Here is a 20,224-nt window from a genome sequence, read left to right as displayed (position 1 = left end):
TCCTGGGACGTTCAAAGTTTAACGGCACACCTAACTGTTTCAGCTTGTAACATATAGCCACCGCGGCCCCGCCAGCCGCGTACCCGTCCGCCCACTCGCCGCTGGAAGTCCCCGTGCTTCGCATCCACTTCACACCGGCCGACCTGGCCAGAGTCAGGCTCAACGACGGCGCCGACCCGCTGTGGGAGATCCTGCTCAGCCTGCACCTGGTGCAGTCCACCATCGGGTCCCAGACCTTCGGGCACTGGCGCAAACTGGCCCGCGCCGAGCTGACCGCCTCGGCCGGCCTGCTCACCATGCTCGCCCCACCCACCGGCTACTCGGTGGACTTCCTGACCCCGCCCGTGTCCGGCCAGACCCTCCTGGAAGGCGTCGAGCAGCTCTGCGGCACGGCCAAGCCGGTGCTGCACCGCGATCTGACCCGGCTGGCCGCCGAACGCAGGCTGCCGGACTGGGCCGGTGAGCTGGCCAGGGGCGAGGCGCCGATGCTGCGCAGGCTGGGCGTCGCGCTGCACCAGTACCACCGGGTGGCGCTGGCGCCCTACTGGCCCGCGGTCACCGCCGCGATCCAGTCCGACCGCCAGAGCAGGAGCCAGGCACTGCTGTCGGGGGGCCTGGACCGGCTGTTCAGCACCTTGCATCCGGCGATCCGCTGGCAGGCCCCGGTGCTGGAGGTGGACTACCCGGTCGAGCAGGACCTGCACCTGGACGGCCGCGGCCTGCTGCTGCTCCCGTCCTTCTTCTGCTGGGGCCGCCCGATCACCCTGGAGGACCCGGAGCAGCCGCCGGTGCTGGTCTACCCGGTGGCCAAGACCGGCGACTGGTCCTGGTCGCTTGGCGAGCGGCCCACCGGCAGCGCCGCGCTGGGCACCCTGCTGGGCCGGACCCGCGCGCAGCTGCTGGACACCATCGCGAGCACGCCGAGCCTGACCACCACCGAACTGGCCAAGCTGATGCACATCTCCCTGGCCGGGGCGAGCCAGCACGCCAGCGTGCTGCGCAACGCGGGCCTGATCACCACCGAACGCCGGGCGGGCGCGGCCTATCACCGGCTCAGCGCGGGTGGTTCGGCCCTGCTGGACTCCTCCCGCACCCAGCTCCGGCAGGCCCGCTGACCTCCGCCCGGGGTCAGCGGGTCTGCCGGAGGTGGTCGACGGCCAGGCGCGCGGCGGTGCCGATGACCGCGTCCGCGGCCGGCAGCGCGAAGGCGGTGCTCGCGCTGCGGGTGAAGACCGCGACGGCGTAGCGGCCGCCGTCGGGGTACTCGATGACGCCGATCTCGTTGCGCACCGTGGGCAGCGTGCCGGTCTTGCCGGAGACCCGCACGTCGTCGAAGGGGAAGCCCGAGGACAGCCGGTGCGGCCACACCTGCAGGCCCATCGCCCGCCGCAGCAGCGCCGCGCCCGGGGTCTCCTCCCGCCAGATGATCCCGAGCAGCCGGGTCATCTCCCTGGCGGTGGAGGAATTCGTGCGGGCCGGATCAAGCACTCGCAACCGGGACAGCACCGCAGGGTCGGCCAGCAGCGCCGGATCGGGACCGCCGGCGTCCTGCGCCATGGTGGTCTGCAGGTCCCGCCCGGTGTGCCGGATGGTGGTGGCGGTCAGGCCGAGGTCGGCGAGGGCCTGGTTGAGCGCGGGCAGGCCGATCCGGTCGAGCAGGGCGTCCGCGGCGGCGTTGTCGCTGACCGCGATGGCCAGGTAGGCCAGGTCGCGCAGGGACAGCGTGATCGGGTCGTGCATGGCGCCGATCCCGGTGGCGCCGCCGGTGCGCTGCTCCGGGTGCAGGGTGATCTGCTCGGTGGGGTCCGGCTCGGCGCGGTGCCAGGCCACCAGCAGCGGCACCTTGAACACGCTGGCCAGGCAGACCGGGGCGTCGGCCCGCACGGCGAGCTGGCCTGGACCGTCGAGGTCGGCGGCGTGCAGGTGGCCGGTGACCCCGGCCTGGGTGAAGGCGGCCTCGATCCGGCCGCGAATGCCGCTCATACCCAGAACTCCGAAACCGGTCGTGGATGCAGGGCGCTGCCCGCCGGGCTGGTGGCCTGAGGCAGGCCGGCCGCGCCGAGCACCTCGGCGACCGCGGCGGCGAAGGCGTCGGTGGCCGCGGTACGCCGGTCGGCTGGCCAGACCGGGGAGGTGCGCTGGCGCAGTGGTGCGCCGCGCACCGGCCGGGCCAGCAGGCCGGGGTGCCGGGTGGCCAGTGCACCGTCGGCCAGGGCGACCGCGTGCCCGGCCAGCACCAGACCGGCGGCGAAGTCCGGGTTGCCTGCCTGGTGGATCTCGGTGGGGGTGAAGCCGTGCCGGGCGCAGCCGGTGAGCAGCTCGTCGTACCAGGCGGGCGCGTCCTCGCGGGGGAACAGCACCAGTCCCCCGCTCAGTTCGGCCAGTCCGATCTCGGCCCGCTCGGCCAGCCGGTGCCCCACCGGCAGCACCACTGCCAGCTCCCGCACCAGCACCGCGCCCATGGACAGTCCACTGTGGACATCGAAGGGGTGGCGCAGGATGCCGACGTCGAGGCGGCGTTCGGCCAGTCCGCGTTGCTGTTCGGCGGTGGTGATCTCGTGCAGTTCCAGGTCCACCCCGGCGCATCGCCGCCCGAACGCGCGCACCAGGGCGCCGATCGCGCCGCCGCCGAGGTCCGGCAGGATCCCGGCCCGCAGCGTGCCGACCTCGCCGCGCGCGACCTGCCCGGCCAGCGCCCGCAGTCGTTCGGCCCGCTCGACCAGGTCGCGGGCCTCGGTGAGCAGCAACCGGCCGCCGTCGGTGAGCGCGACGGCACGCGCGGACCGGTCGAACAGCCGCACGCCCAGTTCGCGTTCCAGGCGCTGGATGCGCTGGGACAGCGGGGGCTGGGCCATGCCGAGGCGGTGCGCGGCCCGGCCGAAATGCAGTTCCTCGGCGACCGCGAGGAAGTAGCGGAGATGCCGGACCAGGTCCACGAGCAGCGATGATATCGGATCAGGTATCGCAGCGGTGCCGATATCGATGTTGGACACGCAGGCCGGGGCTCTGATCGACTCGCGCCGTTCGAGCCGAGGACGAGAGGGGATCTTCGATGTGCGACGAGTGCGCCGGGACACCGGACCCGGGCCGCCGGAACCTGTTGCGTGGCCTGCTCGCGGGCACCGCGGGCGCGACCCTGGCCGCCACCGGTCTCGGTGCGGCGGCCCAGGCGGCCCCGGCCGAGGCCGGGTGGCCGCGCCGGAGCAGCGCCGGGGTCCGGTTCCGGTGGCTGGGCGTGGCGGGCTGGGAGCTGAGTTTCGACGGGCGGCGGGTGCTGATCGACCCGTACCTCAGCCGGTTCCGCTACACCACCGCGGCGGGCGCGCTGGACCCGTCGGCCCCGCTGACCACCAACCTCCAGCAGCTCGCCCCGGTGATCGACGATCCGGCACCGGTGGAGCTGATCCTGCTCACGCACGGGCACTGGGACCATATGGCCGATGTGCCGCACCTGATGAAAGCCTTGCACCGCAAGGACAAGAACACGCCCCGGGTCACCGGCACCGAGACCCACCGCTGCCTGCTCACCGCGCTGGGCGTGGATCCGGGGCGGATGATCGACGTCCGGGGTGGGGAGTACCTGGACTTCAAGGGTTTCACCGTGCGCGGGTTCCGCAGCCTGCACGGCACCGGCGCGACCTACCAGTACTTCGCGCCCGGCACCCACCGCACTCCCCCACCGGCGCCGACCACCATCGGCGAACTGGTCGAGGGTGGGACCCTGGCCTACCGCCTGGACGTCGGGGACCGGTTGTCGGCGGTGTTCATCGGCACCGCGGCGTTCATCGAGAACGAACTCGCCGGGCAGCACCCCGATGTCGCGGTGCTGAGCCTGACCGGCGGCACCACCTACCAGTTCGTGGAGCGAGCGCTCGTCACCCTCGGCCGACCCCGGTTCGTGGTGCCCAGCCACCACGACCGGATGGACACCCCACTGGGCACCCCGGGCATCGATCCGCAGCTGCTGCGGGACTTCCGGGCGGTGGTGGCCCGGATCAGCCCACGCAGCACCGTGCTCGAACCGGACGGGCACCTGGGCACGTTCACTCTGTAGCGGCCTTGAGTTTCCGGTAGTGGCGGCGGCGCTCCTCGGGCAGGCGTTCGATGGCGTAGCGCAGGGTCACCCTGGCCATGGCGGGCGTGTGCTCGTCGAGGAACTCGCGGTGCCGCTCGGGGGCCCGGTTGCCGACCTCGCGCAGCCAGCCGCCGACCGCCTTGTGGATGAGATCCTCCTTGTCGCCCAACAGGATCTCCGCGATGGCCAGGGTGTCCTCCACCTCGCCCTTGCGCAGGAAGTAGGCGGTGGCGTAGATCGAGGTGCGCCGGGCCCACAGGTTGGTGGAGCGGGCCAGCCGGTACAGCGGGGCGCGGTCGCGGGGGTAGAGGTAGCCGCCGACCACGTGCGGGGCGGCCAGGTCGACCAGGTCCCAGTTGTTGATCCGGTCCAGGCGGCGCAGGTACAGCTCGTAGAGTTCTTTCCGGCGTTCGCCGGGGGTGCGTTTGCGGCGGGCGTGTTTGTCCATGATGGACAGTGCACCGGCCCGGATCTCGTGCAGCGGACTGTCCAGCAGCAGTTCCAGTTCGGCGACGGGCAGTTCGAGGAATTCCTTGGCCAGCTCGAACAACGCGCCCATCCGCACCCCGAGGAACACATCGCCCTCGCCGTACTCGCCGAACCCGGTCTTGAAGTAGCGCTGCATCTTCTCCCGCTCCACCGGGTCGGCCAGCGCGGTGAGCCGGGCGGTGAACGCGGCGGCGGTCAGCTCGGTCATCAGTCCAGGCCCCGGCTGGTGATCTGCTGCACCGCCCAGCTGTTGCCGTCCGGATCGTCGAAGAAGACGAAGCCCTGGTTGTTGAGGTCGTCCTCGGCGGTGGCCTGCCGGAAGCCCTCGGCCCCGGCCACCTGCACCTCGGAGACCGGCACCCCGCGTTCGATGAGCTGGGCGTGCGCGGCCCGCAGGTCGCCGACCACGAGCTGCACGCCCTTGAGCGAGCCGGGCGCCATCTGGGACATGCCCTTGCTGATCACGATCGAACAGCCGGAGCCGGGCGGGGTGAGCTGGACGATGTGCACGTCCTCGCTGATCCTGGTGTCGTGGTCGACGGCGAAGCCCAGCTTCTCCGCGTAGAACTCGCGGGCGCGGGCCAGGTCGGTGACCGGGACGACGATGACTTCCAGGGTCCACTTCACGGTGATCCTCCTTCGCTGACACGGGAGTACAGCACGACGCCCCGACAGCGCGGGCCGCGGAACACCGCGATGGTGGCAGCCAGGAAGAGGATCTGCAGCGCGGTGCGCGGCCAGACCTGGTCGATCACCCCTGGGGACAGGCCGTTGAGCGCGGCGTAGACGTTGGCCGGGAACATCAGCACCAGCAGCAGGCTCAGCGCACCGGCGGCCCAGCGCGCGGTCGGCGTCCACAGCAGGGCCGCGGCACCGACGAGTTCCAGCACACCGGTGACCGTGACCAGCAGTCCGGGCGCGGGCAGCGCTGGCGGGACCATCGCGATCAGCTCGGCCCGCAGGCCGATGAAGTGCGCGAGGCCAGTCACGGTGAACATCGCCGCCAGCCCACCGCGCAACGGCGCCGTCCACGGCCGCAGCCAGCGCACACCCAGGCGTCCGGCCAGCCACAACACCAGCGTGACCACGATCAGCACAACCAACGGAGCCATCTCGACACCTTCCCCAGAACCTCGAACTTGTCGGTGACAAGATGCGCTGCGAGCAGCTATCTTGTCAACGGCTAGATTCGGGTTAGGGTGGTCACATGGCGACCAGGGGCTCCTACCACCACGGCGATCTGCGGCGGGCGCTGCTGGCCGCGGCGGTCACCGCGATCACCGAGCAGGGCCCGGCCGGGTTCAGCCTGCGTGAACTGGCCCGCCGGGCCGGGGTCTCGCACGCCGCGCCGGTGCACCACTTCGGGGACAAGGCGGGGGTGTTCACCGCGCTGGCCGCCGAGGGGTTCGAGCTGCTCGCCGACACCCTGGCCGAGGTGGCCGAGCGGACCGGCAGCTTCGCCGAGGTGGGCGTGGCCTATGTGCGCTTCGCGGTCGGGCACCGGGCGCATTTCGAGGTGATGTTCCGCCCTGAGCTGTACCGCGCCGATGATCCGGCGGTGCGGGCCGCGCGCGAGCGGGCGAACGCGCCACTGTCCAGGGGGGTGGCCTCGGTGCGCCGGGCCGGGCCGGAGCTGGGTGAGATCGCGGCCTGGTCCCTGGTGCACGGGTTCGCCACGCTGTGGCTCACCGGCGCGCTGCCCCCGGAGGTCGGCACCGATCCGGAGGCAGCGGCGCGGGTGATCACCGCGATCCTGGTCAGCGGCCTTTAGATGTTGGTGCTGTTGGGGATCAGCGAGGGCTGCAGGTACTCATACGGCACCGCGCGCCGCTGGTTGCGGGCGGTGATCGCGTCCTCCACCCCGCCGAGTTGGGCCTGGAACCGCTGGTGCGCGGCGGCGGCCGGGCCGGTGGCGAAGTCGCGGCCGTAGTCGCCGAGCGTGGTGTAGCGGACCGAGCCGAGGAAGGTCATCACGCAGAACTGCTGCACCGCCACGTCCAGCGGGGGCAGGTTGGCCAGCCAGTCCGCCTCGCTGTGCCCCTTGCCCGTGGGCTCCGGCGTGTACCCGGCCAGGGGGTTGGCCGGCAGGAAGGCCAGGTGGTCCTTTTGCGCGAAGTTCACCGCGGCGTGCTGCGGGCCCGCGGTCCAGATGACCATGGTGAGGATCTCGGCGAGATCGGCCTGGTCGGCGATTTTCCCTGGCGTGGCGCCAAAATCACGGACCTGGCCGTCGGTGGCGACCTCGGCCGCCCAGGACTGGAGTTCGTGGTCGGCGCGCACGTCGGCGTCGTCGCGGTAGTACAGCGCGACGAACTCGTTGACCCAGTCCTGGATGGCCTGCCAGACCAGCAGGCCGTCGTCGCGGTAGGGGTAGTGCGGCAGCGAGCGGCTGCCGGTGCCGTGCCCGGCCAGCCGGGTGGGCAGGTAGTTGTCCCGGAAGGAGTGGTTGGCGCGGTGCTTGGCCAGCCACGGGTAGGTGCTCTTCAGGTCGGAGCCGATCAGGTACTCCACCGCCTTGCCCGGCTGGATGAGCAGTTCCACCGCGAGCTTGTTGATGGAGAAGGTGCCCTCGAAGTGCCTGCGCAGCAGTACCCACACCGGGTGATTCGCGGCGAAGTTGCGCACCCCGGCCAGCAGCACCGGTTCACTCATCAAGTGGGTGAAACCGAGGTGGGTCAACACCTCGTGGTAGGTGTTGTGCGCGGCCAGCACGCAGTTCTTGGCCAGGTTCCAGGAGTGCCCGTCGGCCGGGGTGTAGATCTCCCGCCCGGCCGGGTCCTGACCGCACTGGATGGCGAAGGGCCGCAGCTGATCGCTGTTCCTGGGCACGCAGAAGGCGACCATCGGCGCGTACATGTACTTGGGCGCCTGCGGGTGGGTGCCGTTGTCCAGTTCGGACATGGCCTCGTAGTCCACCCAGTAGACCCGGCCGGCGGCGATCGCGGTGGCCAGATCGTCGGTGCCGAGCTGGGGCACCTGGTTGAGGTGTTCGTCGGTGATCGGGAACTTCTCCGGGATGTGCGTCATCCGGGTGAGCCGGGTCGGGTCCGGTCCGGCCACGAAACACTCGGCGAAGTAGTCGTCACTCCGGAAGCGCTCCATCACCGAGGGTGGTTGCGAGAGCGCGAAAACGTCGCGGAAATCCTGCAGGCTCTTCTCCCGGACATCGCCGGTGACACCGCCGGGCAGCGGCATGAAGTAGTCCACGATCCCGGCCATGTCGTCTTCCCGCACCATCGCGGCCAGCTTCAGCGGGGCGAGCGGCTGCAGGTCGTTGACGAAGTTCCACTTGCCCTGCCGACGCAGCATCCGCAGGTTCAGCCGCAGGCGTTCCTGCTGCTCCAGGGCCCGCAACCGCCACCGGGAGGACGGCGCGTCCTCCTCACCGCCCCCGGCGGCCACCGGGAAACCGAGTTCCAGGTTGTACCGGTAGGCGGCGCGGACGGCGGCCACCTGGGCGGCCCGGTCCGCGCGCTGGTCGCGGTTGGAGATCAAATAGTCGGCCACCTTCGCGAGGCTGCCACGGGCCCGCGAGCCTTCGGCGGTGATCCGCGGGCCCGTGGCAAATAGTGCAGGAAACATGGTCCGGTCAGGAGTTGCAGGCCCCCAGGTCCTGCCAGTACCAGGGTCCGGCGCCGGGTTCCTGGGCCCGGTTCCACCAGATCGAGCGCCAGCGGCGTCCGTTGTGCGCGACCTGGGTCTCCGGCGGGTAGAGCTGCTCGGCACTCCAGGCCGCGGTGCTGCCGCAGCCGGTGCCGGGGTCGCCGCCGGTGACCTGGTCGATCCACTGCTTGTGCGCCGGCACGTTCATGTAGATCGCCGGGGCCTGCCCGCAGGTCGGCTGACCGCGGCCGGCCCGGCTGGTCGCGCCGGTCAGCTCCCAGCGCCCGTTGCCCTGACGGACCGCGGGACCACCCGAGTCGCCGTAGCAGGCGCCCGCGCTGGGCAGGCCGCCCAAACACAGTTCGGTCTGCGGGTTGAAGTTGTCGGTGCAGCCACTGGCCTGCACCCGCACGTCGATCTCCTGGAGCTGCACCGGCGCGCCACCACAGCCGCGGGTCGGACAGGTCTGGCCCCAGCCGATCAGCCGGGTCTCGGTGCCCGCCGCGCCACCGTCGGCGGCCAGTGCGATCGGCGCCTGCGGCACCGCGGCGCTGAGCCGGACCAGCGCGATGTCACCCTGTCCCAGCACGATCTGCGCGGTCTGGGCCAGGGTGCCGCCGGAGTTCCAGGTAGTGCTGCCGACCCGGATCCGGAACCCGCCGGGACTCTGGCCCTGCACGCAGTGTTTCGCGGTCACCACCCAGGTCGGGGTGATCAGCGAGCCACCGCAGAAATGGCCCTGACCGCCTTGCAGCGAGGCCATGAACGAATACACCTCGCTGGCCGGACGGCCACCGACGATCAACGGTTGAACATCGTCATTGTTGGTTGTCGCAGCATTTACCGACGAGGCGAACCCCGTCGTCAGGGCCAGCGCGGCGACCAGCGCCGCACCCCATCCCCGCCAGCTTGACCACATGGCTTGTCCTTTCCGCAGGGCCGCCGGAAAAGCAGGACAGGGACTCCGGCGGATGCACTGAAATATCGTCCGAACGTCGGGTGCCCGGTCATCGGAATTGGCGATAACTTCGATTTATGGCTGACCTGGAGCTACGTCACCTCCGTGCGGTCTGCGCCATCGTCGAGACCGGCAGCATGAGCAAGGCGGCCGTCCGGCTCGGCCTCACCCAGCCCGCGCTCACCGCGCAGTTGCAGCGGGTGGAACGCCTGGTGGGCGGGCGGTTGTTCGACCGCAGCCCCACCGGCAGCACCCCGACCGAACTGGGCCGCTACGTGGTCAACACCGCGCGCCTGGTGCTGGACGACTTAGATCATTTGCTGGCCTCGGCACAGGATCGGGCCCGCACCTTCACCCCGCAGCCACTGCTGGCCGGGTGCATGCCGATGCTGTTCCTGGCCCGCCTGGTCGCCGAGCTGAGCAACCGGTTGCCCTGCTCGGAGGTGCGCACCGAGATCGAACCGGTCGGGCACACCCTGGTCGAGATGCTCAACTCCGCGCGGCTGCACCTGGCCGTGTTCGAGCGCTTCGACGGCCTGGAACGCCGCAGGCTCAGCGGCGTGGAGATCCGCACCCTGGTACTGGAACCGCAGTTCGTCGCCGTCGCCGAGGACCATCCCCTGGCCGTGCGCGAGGTGATCTCACTGGCGGAGCTGGCCGACTGCGACTGGGTGGTGCCGCCGCCGGAGGCCAACAGCCTGCGCATGCAGCTGCACACCGCCTGCGCCACCGCCGGTTTCACCCCGCGGATCCGGCACCACACCTGGGAAGCCGGCATGGCCAGGGTGCTGGTGGAGAACGGCGCGGTGTCCCTGGCCGCCCCCGCTTCGCGCAGTGGCAACGGAATAGCGGTCCGGCCACTGCTCGGCGACCCGCTGCAGGTGCCGATCATGGTGGGGGTGCGCACCGACGGCGCCCTCGCCGGACGGGCACACGAGGTGTTCGCCAGCGCCGCCTACGCCTATCGCTCCATTGTGGACAGAAACCCGACCTTCGCCCGCTGGTGGGCCGACCATCCGGAGGCGCACGCCGAACTCGACGCGGCCATGCTGGTCTGCCCGCCCCTCGCGGTCTAGTTCTGGGACACCAGCGCGGGTTCGGCCGCCGGGATCAGCCGGGCGGCCAGTTCCGCGGCCAGGTCGGCCATCCGGCCCTCCTCGACACCGGCCATGAACCGGACCGTGTGCGGATCACGCCGCGGATCCGGCCGCAGTTCCGCACCCGGCACCAGGAACCGCACCAGCCCGGACCGATGCGGCTTGGCCGGGATGAACTCCACGCCCTGCAGCTCGGCGAGGGCGAGTTCGTGCCGCCGGGGCTTGCGCATGCCGGAGCTGAACTCGATCACCAGGCGCCGCTCGTCCATGCTGACCACACCGTCCAAAGTGGACACTCGCAGTCGCACCGGCCCGGTGACCGGGGCCAGGCCGGGCGCGTGCGCGTCCGGGGCGAGCAGTCGCGGGTCCGGCACCGGCTCGGCGGCCAGGCGGGAACGCAACTGCGCCACGAACGCGTCGTTGTCCGCCCGCCGGTCCGGCCGCAGCACCAGCGCGTCCACGTCCAGTTCGGGCAGCCGCGGCTCGTGCCCCGGCAGTTCCCCGGCCAGCCGCAACCGCAGGTACGGCCGACGGCCACCGGCCACGTACTCGACGTCGGTGATCGCGGCCACCGGCACCCGCCGCGGACTGCGCGCGCTCTTGACCGCTCGCGTGCTCAGCCGCGTCGGGAAACGCAACTCGACGGCGTCCTGGTGCAGGACGGCATCGCCGTCGTGGCCCTGGAGGGTGCTGGCTGGCCCGGAAATCACCGGTCGATCGTAATGAGGGTCGCGTGTGGACGGTGTGTATGCGACCGATCTCTCAGGTGCTGCCGAAGAAGGCGTTGGCCGGGAGGTCGAGATCCGCGGTGGCCTCGGTGTAGTGGGTCTTGAACGCGGTGAGCCACTCGTCCACGCTGACCTTGCCGTCGCCGTTGGCGTCCAGCAGCGCGAACAACCGCGGCGCCTTGGCCAGGGAGAACCCGGCCAGGTACATGAAGGCGACGAACTCCTCCACCCCGATGTGCCCGTCGTCGTTGGTGTCGGCCAGCGCGAACCCGGCGGCCAGCGCCGGGCGGAACACCCGGTCGAAGCCGGAGTCGGACTCGGCCAGCGCGGCGCCCACCGCGGCGACGAACTCGGCCTTGCTGATCTGGCCGTCGTTGTCGGTGTCGGTCAGCTCGACCAGCGCCCGCCAGTGCTCCCGCATCCCGTCCAGCGCGGCGATGCCCTTGGGCGAGTCGGTCTCGTTGAACCGCACGCAGAACCGCTTGCTGCGCTCCTCCAGGTCGGTGAGCTGGATGTAGCCGTCGTTGTCCTCGTCGAAGGCGGCGAAGGAGTGTTCGAGCTTCCGCACCAGTTCCGGCATCACGCGGACATGGTAGGGGGTGACCGGTCGCGCGGGGCGCATTTGGGGCGGCGGAGAATGTCCGCATGACCGTCATCGACAAGATCGCCCTGATCGACCTGGCCGACGGCCGCATCCTGAGCACCCGCTCGCACGGCAAGGACGCCTACTACCTGCCCGGCGGCAAACGCGAACCCGGCGAGACCGACGTGCAGACCCTGGTCAGGGAGATCGCCGAGGAGCTGGGCGTGGCGGTCGCGGCGGACACCGCGGTGCACGTGGGCACCTTCGAAGCCCAGGCGCACGGCCAGGCCGAGGGGGTGCTGGTGCGGATGACCTGCTACTCGGCGGAGTACGCGGGCACCCCGGTGGCCAGCAACGAGATCGCCGAGGTGGTGTGGCTGGGTTATGCCGACCGGGAGCGGGTGGCACCGGTCGACAAGATCATCTTCGACGAGTTGCACGCGGCCGGTTCGCTGCGCTGACCGGCGCTACCGCTGGGCCATGGCCGAGACGAGGGTGGAGGAGATGTACGCCTGCTCGGGACTGGCCGGGATGAAGAAGGTCTCGATGCCGCTCAGCTGCCGGTTCATCCGCGCCATCGGCAGCTCGTGCGCCAGGTCGTCCTGGGTGCGCAGGCCGCGCACGATCACGCCGATGCCCGCGTCGCGGCAGTAGTCGACCAGCAACCGGCCGGCGCTGGAGTCCACCGTGACGTTGGCCAGGTCGCCGGTCATTTCGGTCAGCAGGGCCAGCCGGCCGGCCAGGGGGAGCCTGCCGGTCTTCTTCGGGTTGGTCAGCACGCACAGGACGACCTCGTCGAACAGGGCCGCGGCCCGGCGCGCCACGTCGAGGTGTCCCTGCGTGGCCGGGTCGAAGGAGCCGGGGAAGACGGCGCGCATGCTTGCGATGGTAATGATCGGCGGCGGCCGGTGGTCAGAGCAGGGCGCGTTCGTGGGCCTTGGTGACCGCCTCGGTCCGGCTGGCCGCGCCGAGTTTGGCCATCACCCGGCTCAGGTGCACGCTGACCGTCTTCTCGCTGATGTACAGCTCCGCCCCCACCTGCCGGTTGGTGTGCCCCCTGGCGACCAGCGACAGCACCGCGCGCTCACGTGGGGTGAACGGGTCGATGGTGTCGCGGGCGGTGGCCGGGGCGGCCAGGTTGAGGCGGGCGCGGCGGGCCAGGGCGGCCAGGGCGTCCTGGAGTGGGGTGGCGCCCATGGCCGCGGCGGCCTCGGCGGCCTGGGTCAGGGTGGCCTCGGCGGCTGGCTTGTCGCCCGCGGTGAGCTGGGCGGCGGCCAGGCGGTGCCGGGCCAGGGTCTGTTCGTAGGTGTGGCCGTAGCCGAAGGCCTCGACCACCCGGTGCCAGTGCCCCGGGGTGTCCTCGGCGCGCACCCTGGCCGCCTCGGCCTCGGCGCGGGCCAGCCAGGCCAGGCCCTCGGGGCCGAGTTCGCCGCTGCGCGGGCGGGCGCTGGTGGTGGCCCGGCGGACCTGGGCGAGCAGCCGCTCCCCCGCGTCCAGGTGGCGGGTCTCGGCGGTGGCGTCCTTCTTGTGCCTGGCCTTGGCGGCCAGTTCGGCGTGCGCGGCCAGGCCGAGCGCGCCGATCCGGATCACCGCCAGCTCGCGGTGCCGTTCGGCCACCGAGAGCGCCTCGTCGATCCATTCCAGTGCCTTGTCCGGGCGGCCCTGCCACAGCTGGGCGTCGGCGGCGCAGGCCGCGGCCATCACCGCGATGTCCCAGTCCTTGTGCCATTCCGGGCGCAGCCGGGCGACCAGTTCGGCGACCGTGTCGTACTGGCCGCGGCCGACCAGGGTGAACAGCGAGATCGCGGTGAGCCGGGCGCTGGCGATGTCGGGCACCGAGCAGACGCCCTGGTCGGCGGCCTCGGTGGCGGCGTCCCAGTCCCCGGCCACGTAGTGCAGCAGGATGTTGAGCACCCGCAGTTCGGTGCCGTACGGGCTCCACTCCAGTCCGGTGGCCCCGGCCCGGCGACGGCCGCTGGCCGCGGCGTCCAGGGCCTGGGTGAGCAGGCCGCGTTCGTAGTGGGTGACGGCCAGGTTGAACCAGGCCCGCAGCTCCACGCTGTGCGCGCCGGCGGCCGCGGCCCGGTCCACCGCCTCACCCAGCCGGCGCACCGCCTCCTCGGGGTGGCCGCCGCGTTCCAGGATCACCGACAGCGAGGTCAGCGCGTCCATCTCGGCCCCGATCGACCCGCTGGCCTTGGCGTCGGCCAGGGCGCCATCGGCGTACTCGCGGGCCAGTCCGTAGCTCTGCTCGTCCGCGCTCATCGCCACCCTGGCCCGCATGGCCTGCACCCAGGCCCTGGTGGGGCTGGCGGGCTGGTCGGCGACCAGCTGCCAGGCGCGTTCGATCACCTGCACCGCCTTGTCCCGCTTGCCTTCCAGGGCCAGGAGGGTCTGCACGTACTTGCGCTGCACCTCGGCCGAGCGCACCGGGTTGCCGATCTCCTCGGCCATCTGCACCGCGGTCCGCCCGTAGGCCAGCGCCCGGTCGTCCTCCCCGGCCAGGCTGGCGGTGTACATGGCCTTGTGCACCAGCCGCAGCTCGTCGCCGCCGCTGACCTGCTCCGGATCGGGCACCGCGCCCCACAGCTTCATGGCCTGTTCCAGGTGCCGCAACGCCTTGGCCGGCGCGCGGGCCTCCATGGCCTCCCTGGCGGCGGCGACCGAGGCCGCCAGCGCCTGGGGCAGCGCGTGGCTCTCCAGGCTGTGGTGGGCCAGTTCGGCGGCCACCCCGCGCTTGCCGTCCTTGGCCGCCAGGAACCGGGCGTACCCGGCGTGCAGCCGGACCCGTTCGCCGGGCAGCAGGTCGGCGTAGACGGCCTCGCGCAGCAGGGCGTGCCGGAAGACGTAGGCGTGGTTGTCGTCCTTGTACAGCAGCACGTGGTGGGTGACCGCCTCGCGCAGCGCGGCCTCGATCTCGGCGTCGGGCAGGCCGCTGACGGTGCGCAGCCGGGCGTCGGTGACCCGGCGGCCGGAGACCGAGGCGACCCGGATGATCTGCTGGGTGGCCTGGGCGAGCCGTTCGATCCGGGCCAGCAGCACATCGGCCAGGCCGATCGGCACCCGGTCGTCCCGGTCCGCGCAGGCGGCGATCAGCTCCTCGGCGAAGAAGGCGTTGCCCTCGGATCGCTCGGCGATCTGGGCGATCTTGTCCTCGGCGATGGTGCCGTCGGAGAGGCGGCGGACGAAGGTGCGGGCGTCGGTGCTGGTGAACGGGCTCAGTTCGAGGCGTTCCACCGCGGGCAGCCGGACCAGTTCGGCCAGCAGCGGGCGCAGCGGGTGGCGGCGGTGCAGGTCGTCGCTGCGGTAGGTGGCCACCACCAGCAGCCGCCCGGCGCGCAGCCGGGAGAGCAGGAAGGAGAGCAGGTGCCGGGTGGAGCCGTCGGCCCAGTGCAGGTCCTCCAGGGCCAGCACCAGGGTGCGGTCGGCGGCGAGTTCGGCCAGCAGCGCGTGCACCGCGTCGAACATCTGCAGCTGGCTCATGTCCAGTTCGGTGCGCCGCGGGTCGAAGGGCACCACGTGCTCGGGCAGCACCTCGGGCAGCAGCTTGGCCAGCGCCGGGTGCGCGCGCAGCGCGTCCAGGTGGCCCTCCCGGAGCAGGCCGAGGGCCTCCACGAACGGCAGGTAGGGCAGACCGCCCTCGCCGACGTCCAGGCAGCGGCCGGTGAGCACCAGCGCGCCCTCGGCCGCGGCCAGCTCACTCAGCTCGGCGAGCAGCCTGGACTTGCCGACCCCGGCGTCCCCGGCCACCAGCACCGCGCTCGCCGCGCCCTTGGACGCCTGCCGCAACGCCGCGCGGAGCTGGCGCAACTGCGCGCCCCGCGCGACGAGCGGAATTCCTGACCCCAACCGTGCCACGTCCTGAATCGTGGCATACCCGTCCGACATTCTCGGCTCGAATTCCCTGTTCAGGCTGCGGTCCGGTACTCCTCTGAGGGCTCTTCGGGGTCCTTTTCGGGCTGGGTGTCGGCCTCGTCCTTGCGGACCAGCCCGAGCCAGCGGCGGGCAACCCGCTCCTTACGGTCGCCGTGCCCCATCGCGGCCTGGGCGCGGTCGGCCCGGTAGTCGATCTCGGCCCGCAGTGCCTGGTCAGTCCAGGTGATCATCGTCTTCTCCTCGGTTCGACTCGTGTCGTTGTGAGGTGAAGACTGCTGCTGAGGGCTGGCGGCCCGCGTCGGAAGATCACCCCCGATCTGGGCGCCGAATGCCTTACCCAAGACCCCTCAGGCCCCCTTACCCGCCCGGAATCGGGGGTAAGGGGGCCTGAGGCCGCACTCAGAACATGCCGTTGGGGTTGGCCGAGGTGACCGGGACGTCCTGGATGACGTCCCAGTGCTCGACGACCTTGCCCTCGGCCAGCCGGAAGAAGTCGGCCAGCGCCTGGCCGGGGGCGCCCGGTGCCAGGACCAGGTGGGAGTGGGTGACCACCAGGTCGCCCTCGGCGATCACCCGTTTGATGTCCAGGCTCAGCTCCGGGTACTGGGCGCGCAGGTGCCGGACGAAGCCGATGAACGCCTCAGGGCCGTCCTGGGCTTGCGGGTTGTGCTGGATGTAGTGCGGACCGAAGTGCTCGGCGACCGCCCGCTCCGGATCGCCGCCGAAGGCGGTCCGGTAGTAGTCCAGCACGATCTTCTTGTTGCGCTCCTGAATGGACACTCTTCGTTCCCGTCGGTACGCGGCGGCACGGTTCGCGGCCGGAGGAGACCTAACCTAGGCAGGGCCTTTCCCGGGCAGAAGTACGCACTTCAAGGTCAGTAAGGGGCGCGATGGTGACCATGCCGACGGGGTTCGACGCCTACGATCCGGCCTGCCCGGCCCGCCTGGTCCTGGAACACCTCACCAGTCGCTGGGGCGTGCTCGCGCTGGCCGCGCTGCGCGAGCGGACCTACCGCTTCAGCGAACTGCGGCGGCGGGTGAACGGGGTCAGCGAGAAGGTCCTCGCCCAGACGCTGCAGACGCTGGAACGCGACGGGCTGGTGCTGCGCACGGCCTACCCGGAGGTGCCGCCGCGGGTGGAGTACCGCCTCACCGCCTCGGGGCGGGAGGCGGCGGAGCTGCTCAGCGGCCTGGTCGACTGGGTGGAGCGGCGGATGCCGCGGATCATGGCGGAGCACCGGCGTTACGACGCCCGGATCGCCGCGGGCGACGGCCCGGCCCCCGCCGCGGCCGAAGCGGGCTTCGGTGCGACGGGGGCCGGGCGGGGCGCGGCGGGCACACCGCCGCGCTGAGGGTGCTGCCTCAGTCGGCCGCCGGGGCCAGTTCGGGCGCGGGCTCGAACTCCTTGATCGCGTCCAGAGAGGCGCCCATGGCCGCGTTGGCCTCGCGTTCGACCATGACCTCCACCAGCACCGGCTTGCGCACCCGCTCGGCCTCCTCGGTGGCCCAGGCCAGGGCCTCCCGGATCTTGCCGGGTTCCTCCACCCGGACCGCGGGGCAGCCGAAGGCGTCCATCACCTTGACGTGGTCGATGCCGTTGCTGCCGTAGTGCAGGTCGACGGCGAAGTTCATGTCGTAGGGGATCTCGGCCTGGCGGATCAGGCCGAGGTACTCGTTGTTGATCATGACGATGACGAACGGGATCTCGTACTGGGCGGCGACCGCGACCTCCTCCATCAGGAACTGGAAGGAGTAGTCGCCGCAGACCGCGACCACGGTGCGCTCCGGGTGCGCGCACTTGACGCCGATGGCGGCCGGGATCTCCCAGCCCAGCGGCCCGGCCTGGCCGCAGACCAGGTAGCGGCGCGGCAGGTAGGTGCGCTGGAACTGGCCGGACCAGATCTGGTAGAGCCCGATCGCGGTGACGAAGGTGGTGTCCGGCGGGTAGAACTCGTTGAGTTCCCGGTACACCCTCGGCGGTTTGATCGGCACGTCGTCGAAGTCGTCCCGCCGGGGCAGGGTCTCCCGGAGTTCGGCGATCCGCTTGGGCCACTCGCCCGGTGTGCGCGGCCGGGTGCGTTCCTTGGCGTGGTAGGCCAGCGCGGCCAGGGTGGGGCGGGCGTGGCCGACGATGCCGAGGTCGGGTTCGAAGACCTTGCCGAGCTGGGTGGGCTCGATGTCGACGTGGATGAACTTGCGGCCGCGCCGGTAGGTCTCCAGGTCGCCGGTGTGCCGGTCGCCGAAGCGGGCGCCGATCGCCAGCACGCAGTCGCTTTCCAGGAAGGCCGCGTTGCCCCACCGGGTCTGCGTCTGCAACCCGGCCATGCCGGCGAACAGGTCGTGGTCCTCCGGGAAGGCGCCCTTGCCCATCAGGGTGACCTGCACCGGGATGCCCAGGTGCTCGGCCAGCCCGCGCAGCTCGTCGGCCGCCTCGCCCACGATCACCCCGCCACCGGCCAGGATCAGCGGGCGCTGCGCTGCCAGGAGCATCTCGATGGCCGCGCGCACCGGTTCGGCCCTCGGCTGCGGCACCTCCACCGGCAGCGGCGCGTCCAGCGCGGGGTCGTAGTTGCACAGTCCTCTTTGGACATCGATGGGCAGGTCGATCAGCACCGGCCCCGGCCGTCCGGACCGGGCGATCCGGAACGCCTCCCGGAACACCCAGGCCGCCTGGGCGGGTTCCTTGAGCTGCACCGCCCACTTGGTGACCGGTTTGGCGATCTCCACGATGTCCACGGCCTGGAAGGATTCCTGGTGCAGCTTGGACTTCGCGGCCTGGCCGGTGATGCAGATGATCGGGATGGAGTCGGCGAGCGCGGTGTACAACCCGGTGATCATGTTGGTGCCGGCAGGGCCGGAGGTGCCGATGCACACCCCGACGTTGCCGGTGACCCTGGCCCAGCCGTCGGCGGAGTGCGTGCCGCCTTCCTCGTGCCGCACGGTGATGTGCCGGATCGTGCTGTGCTGCAACGCGGCGTAGAGGGGGAGGATCGCGGCGCCGGGGATGCCGAAGACGGTGTCCACGCCCTCGGACTCCAGCACCCGGACCACGGCCTCCATGCAGGGAATGCTCTTCATCTCGTGGTGCTCCCTCGTCCGGAGAGGTTCTCGATCACCTTCAACAGAGCCGAGTGGTCCAGGGCGCCGTAGCCCTGGCCTCGGGCCGCCGCGATCAGCGCCGCGGTGACCCCGGTGACCGGCAGGGCCACCTCGGCGGCGCGCGCTTCGGCGAGCACGATGCCCATGTCCTTGTGGTGCAGGTCGATCCGGAAGCCGGGGGCGAACTCGCGGGCCACCATGGACTTGCGTTTGATCTCCAGGATCCGGCTGCCGGCCAGTCCGCCCGCGAGCACGTCCAGACCGAGGTCCGCGTCCACGCCCGCGGCTTCCAGCAGCACGATGGCCTCGGCGATGAGCGCGTAGGTGCCGCCGACCACCAGCTGGTTGGCCGCCTTCACCGTCTGCCCGGCGCCGGACTGTCCAACGTGGACGATGGTGCCGCCGAGGACCTCGAACAGCGGCCGGGCCGCGGCGAAGTCCTCGGCCGCGCCGCCGGCCATGATGGACAGCGTGCCGTCCACCGCACCCTTCTCGCCGCCGCTGACCGGGGCGTCGAGCACCCGGATCCCCGCGGTGGCACCGAGTTCGGCGACCCGGCGGGAGGTCTCGGGGCGGATGGAACTCATGTCGGCGTAGAGCAGTCCGGGCTTGGCATGCTCGAACACCCCGCCCGCACCCAGGACCACCTGCTCCACCTGCGGGGAGTCCGGCAGCATGGTGATCAGCACCTCGGCGGTGGCCAGCACCTCGGCGATGCTGTCCGCAGTCTCCCCGCCGGCCTCGGCCAGCCGGGCCGGTCCGGTGCCGAACACGTCGTGGCCGATCACCCGGTGGCCCGCGCGCACCAGGTTGACGGCCATCGGGGCGCCCATGATGCCCAGGCCGATGAATCCGACAGCGGTCATGCCGATCCCTCCACAGTGGACTCCACCGCGGCCCTGAGTCTGGGCAGCCAGCCGAAGCTGTCCGCACTGGGGCCGACGGGGCGGTACTCCAGGCCGATGTGGCCGTCATAACCCGCGAGCAGCAGGCGGGCGAGCACCTTCTCGTAGTCGATGCCGCCGGTGCCCGGCTGGCCGCGGCCAGGGGCGTCGGCGATCTGCACATGACCGAACTCCGCACCCCGCCGGTCGATCTGGGTGTCCAGGTCCTCACCCATCCGGCTCAGGTGGTACAGGTCGGCCAGGAAGGCCACGTTGGTCGACCCGTTCGCGCGCACCAGATCCAGCACGTGGTAGGCGGAGGCGAGCGAGATGATGGGGTAGACCGGGTTCTCGTGCGAGTTCAGCGCCTCGACCACCACGGTCGCGCCGATCCGCCCCGCGGCCTGGGCGGCGTAGGTCAGGTTGGCCACGGCCAGCTCGTCCTGCTCCTGCGGCCACAACCCGGGTTCCCGGTTGCCGTAGAGGGCGTTGAGCGTCTTGCAGCCCAGCTGGCCGGCGAACTCGACGGCCACGTGCACGTTCTCCCGGAACAGGTGCACGTCGGCGGGGCGGGAGAGCAGTCCGCGCTCCCCAGCCGCCATGTCCCCGGCGGCGAAGTTGAGTCCGAGCAGGCGCACGCCCGCGTCCTCGATCGCACGCCGCACCGCGTCCAGTTCCCCTTGCAGCGGCACGGCTTCGGGCAACGGCCACCACAGCTCCACCGCGTCGAAACCGGCGGACCTGGCCGCGGCGAAGCGTTCGAGCAGCGGCAGCTCGGTGAACAGGATGGAGAGGTTGACGTCGAAACGCAGGTGTGGACTGGTCAAGACGG

22 protein-coding genes are annotated in these 20,224 nt (G+C 71.5%); 6 read left to right on the top strand and 16 right to left on the bottom strand.

Going from position 1 to position 20,224, the window contains the following annotated elements:
- The first annotated feature begins 113 nt into the window (after positions 1-113).
- Positions 114-1,115, top strand: a complete 1,002-nt coding sequence (locus HNR67_RS19780; protein ID WP_185003729.1) for an ArsR/SmtB family transcription factor — start codon at positions 114-116, stop codon at positions 1,113-1,115.
- 13 nt (positions 1,116-1,128) lie between these two features.
- Here HNR67_RS19780 and HNR67_RS19775 read toward each other — a convergent pair whose 3' ends face one another.
- Positions 1,129-1,983, bottom strand: a complete 855-nt coding sequence (locus HNR67_RS19775) for a serine hydrolase (protein WP_185003728.1) — start codon at positions 1,981-1,983, stop codon at positions 1,129-1,131.
- Positions 1,980-2,936, bottom strand: coding sequence for a LysR substrate-binding domain-containing protein (locus tag HNR67_RS19770; protein ID WP_185003727.1), 957 nt, complete (start codon positions 2,934-2,936; stop codon positions 1,980-1,982). The genes HNR67_RS19775 and HNR67_RS19770 overlap by 4 nt, the downstream gene beginning before the upstream one ends.
- 116 nt (positions 2,937-3,052) lie before the next feature.
- Here HNR67_RS19770 and HNR67_RS19765 point away from each other — a divergent pair, with 116 nt between their 5' ends.
- Positions 3,053-4,054 (top strand): MBL fold metallo-hydrolase, encoded by a 1,002-nt coding sequence (locus HNR67_RS19765; protein WP_185003726.1) that lies wholly within the window; start codon positions 3,053-3,055, stop codon positions 4,052-4,054.
- Here the strand turns inward: HNR67_RS19765 and HNR67_RS19760 are convergent.
- From HNR67_RS19760 to HNR67_RS19750, 3 genes are read right to left on the bottom strand one after another with little or no spacing between them, the layout of a single operon-like run.
- Positions 4,044-4,772: a DNA alkylation repair protein gene (locus HNR67_RS19760; protein WP_185003725.1), complete on the bottom strand. Its 729-nt coding sequence runs from the start codon at positions 4,770-4,772 to the stop codon at positions 4,044-4,046. The two genes, HNR67_RS19765 and HNR67_RS19760, sit on opposite strands and share 11 nt — an antisense overlap.
- Positions 4,772-5,191 (bottom strand): VOC family protein, encoded by a 420-nt coding sequence (locus HNR67_RS19755; protein WP_185003724.1) that lies wholly within the window; start codon positions 5,189-5,191, stop codon positions 4,772-4,774. Before HNR67_RS19755 ends, HNR67_RS19760 begins: the two co-directional genes overlap by 1 nt.
- The gene (locus HNR67_RS19750) at positions 5,188-5,676 is read right to left on the bottom strand and encodes a DoxX family protein (protein WP_221489976.1); all 489 of its coding nucleotides are present in this window, start codon (positions 5,674-5,676) and stop codon (positions 5,188-5,190) included. Before HNR67_RS19750 ends, HNR67_RS19755 begins: the two co-directional genes overlap by 4 nt.
- A 95-nt stretch (positions 5,677-5,771) precedes the next feature.
- Here HNR67_RS19750 and HNR67_RS19745 point away from each other — a divergent pair, with 95 nt between their 5' ends.
- The gene (locus HNR67_RS19745; RefSeq protein WP_185003723.1) at positions 5,772-6,335 is read left to right on the top strand and encodes a TetR/AcrR family transcriptional regulator; all 564 of its coding nucleotides are present in this window, start codon (positions 5,772-5,774) and stop codon (positions 6,333-6,335) included.
- Here the strand turns inward: HNR67_RS19745 and HNR67_RS19740 are convergent.
- Both HNR67_RS19740 and HNR67_RS19735 read right to left on the bottom strand, forming a co-directional pair.
- Positions 6,332-8,071, bottom strand: coding sequence for a lipoxygenase family protein (locus HNR67_RS19740; RefSeq protein ID WP_185003722.1), 1,740 nt, complete (start codon positions 8,069-8,071; stop codon positions 6,332-6,334). The two genes, HNR67_RS19745 and HNR67_RS19740, sit on opposite strands and share 4 nt — an antisense overlap.
- Before the next feature lie 82 nt (positions 8,072-8,153).
- Positions 8,154-9,086 carry a trypsin-like serine protease gene (locus HNR67_RS19735; RefSeq protein ID WP_185003721.1) on the bottom strand — a complete coding sequence of 311 codons (933 nt, stop codon included), beginning with the start codon at positions 9,084-9,086 and terminating at the stop codon, positions 8,154-8,156.
- A 116-nt stretch (positions 9,087-9,202) separates the two neighbouring features.
- Here HNR67_RS19735 and HNR67_RS19730 point away from each other — a divergent pair, with 116 nt between their 5' ends.
- Entirely contained in the window at positions 9,203-10,201 is a 999-nt protein-coding gene (locus HNR67_RS19730; RefSeq protein WP_185003720.1) for a LysR family transcriptional regulator, read from the top strand.
- Here HNR67_RS19730 and HNR67_RS19725 read toward each other — a convergent pair.
- Together HNR67_RS19725 and HNR67_RS19720 are read right to left on the bottom strand one after the other, a co-directional pair.
- On the bottom strand, positions 10,198-10,932 hold the full coding sequence (locus HNR67_RS19725) for a DUF4429 domain-containing protein (protein ID WP_185003719.1): 735 nt from the start codon (positions 10,930-10,932) through the stop codon (positions 10,198-10,200). The genes HNR67_RS19730 and HNR67_RS19725 overlap by 4 nt on opposite strands.
- Before the next feature lie 52 nt (positions 10,933-10,984).
- Positions 10,985-11,530 (bottom strand): EF-hand domain-containing protein, encoded by a 546-nt coding sequence (locus tag HNR67_RS19720; RefSeq protein WP_246493342.1) that lies wholly within the window; start codon positions 11,528-11,530, stop codon positions 10,985-10,987.
- 65 nt (positions 11,531-11,595) lie between these two features.
- On the opposite strand from HNR67_RS19720, the gene HNR67_RS19715 reads away from it, so the two are divergent.
- Positions 11,596-11,994 carry an NUDIX hydrolase gene (locus HNR67_RS19715; RefSeq protein WP_185003717.1) on the top strand — a complete coding sequence of 133 codons (399 nt, stop codon included), beginning with the start codon at positions 11,596-11,598 and terminating at the stop codon, positions 11,992-11,994.
- 6 nt (positions 11,995-12,000) lie between these two features.
- Here the strand turns inward: HNR67_RS19715 and coaD are convergent, their stop codons facing one another.
- The 4 genes from coaD to HNR67_RS19695 form a co-directional block, all read right to left on the bottom strand.
- On the bottom strand, positions 12,001-12,411 hold the full coding sequence (gene coaD, locus HNR67_RS19710) for a pantetheine-phosphate adenylyltransferase (protein ID WP_185003716.1): 411 nt from the start codon (positions 12,409-12,411) through the stop codon (positions 12,001-12,003).
- A gap of 34 nt (positions 12,412-12,445) precedes the next feature.
- On the bottom strand, positions 12,446-15,391 hold the full coding sequence (locus HNR67_RS19705) for a helix-turn-helix transcriptional regulator (protein WP_312987636.1): 2,946 nt from the start codon (positions 15,389-15,391) through the stop codon (positions 12,446-12,448).
- A 50-nt stretch (positions 15,392-15,441) separates the two neighbouring features.
- Positions 15,442-15,639 (bottom strand): hypothetical protein, encoded by a 198-nt coding sequence (locus tag HNR67_RS19700; RefSeq protein ID WP_185003715.1) that lies wholly within the window; start codon positions 15,637-15,639, stop codon positions 15,442-15,444.
- Between the two features lie 169 nt (positions 15,640-15,808).
- Positions 15,809-16,189, bottom strand: coding sequence for a nuclear transport factor 2 family protein (locus HNR67_RS19695; RefSeq protein WP_185003714.1), 381 nt, complete (start codon positions 16,187-16,189; stop codon positions 15,809-15,811).
- Between the two features lie 119 nt (positions 16,190-16,308).
- On the opposite strand from HNR67_RS19695, the gene HNR67_RS19690 reads away from it, so the two are divergent.
- On the top strand, positions 16,309-16,761 hold the full coding sequence (locus HNR67_RS19690) for a winged helix-turn-helix transcriptional regulator (protein WP_312989618.1): 453 nt from the start codon (positions 16,309-16,311) through the stop codon (positions 16,759-16,761).
- Positions 16,762-16,771: 10 nt separating this feature from the next.
- Here HNR67_RS19690 and gcl read toward each other — a convergent pair whose 3' ends face one another.
- The 3 genes from gcl to HNR67_RS19675 are packed head-to-tail and all read right to left on the bottom strand — an operon-like array spanning position 16,772 to position 20,219.
- Complete coding sequence (gene gcl, locus HNR67_RS19685; RefSeq protein WP_407645181.1) at positions 16,772-18,469, bottom strand: glyoxylate carboligase; 1,698 nt, start codon at positions 18,467-18,469, stop codon at positions 16,772-16,774.
- A gap of 14 nt (positions 18,470-18,483) precedes the next feature.
- Complete coding sequence (locus tag HNR67_RS19680; protein ID WP_185003711.1) at positions 18,484-19,374, bottom strand: 2-hydroxy-3-oxopropionate reductase; 891 nt, start codon at positions 19,372-19,374, stop codon at positions 18,484-18,486.
- Complete coding sequence (locus tag HNR67_RS19675) at positions 19,371-20,219, bottom strand: hydroxypyruvate isomerase family protein (protein WP_185003710.1); 849 nt, start codon at positions 20,217-20,219, stop codon at positions 19,371-19,373. The genes HNR67_RS19680 and HNR67_RS19675 overlap by 4 nt, the downstream gene beginning before the upstream one ends.
- Between the last annotated feature and the right edge of the window lie 5 nt (positions 20,220-20,224).

It is taken from the genome of Crossiella cryophila, from assembly GCF_014204915.1.
Lineage (GTDB): Bacteria > Actinomycetota > Actinomycetes > Mycobacteriales > Pseudonocardiaceae > Crossiella > Crossiella cryophila.
This window is presented reverse-complemented; position numbering and strand designations above follow the sequence as displayed.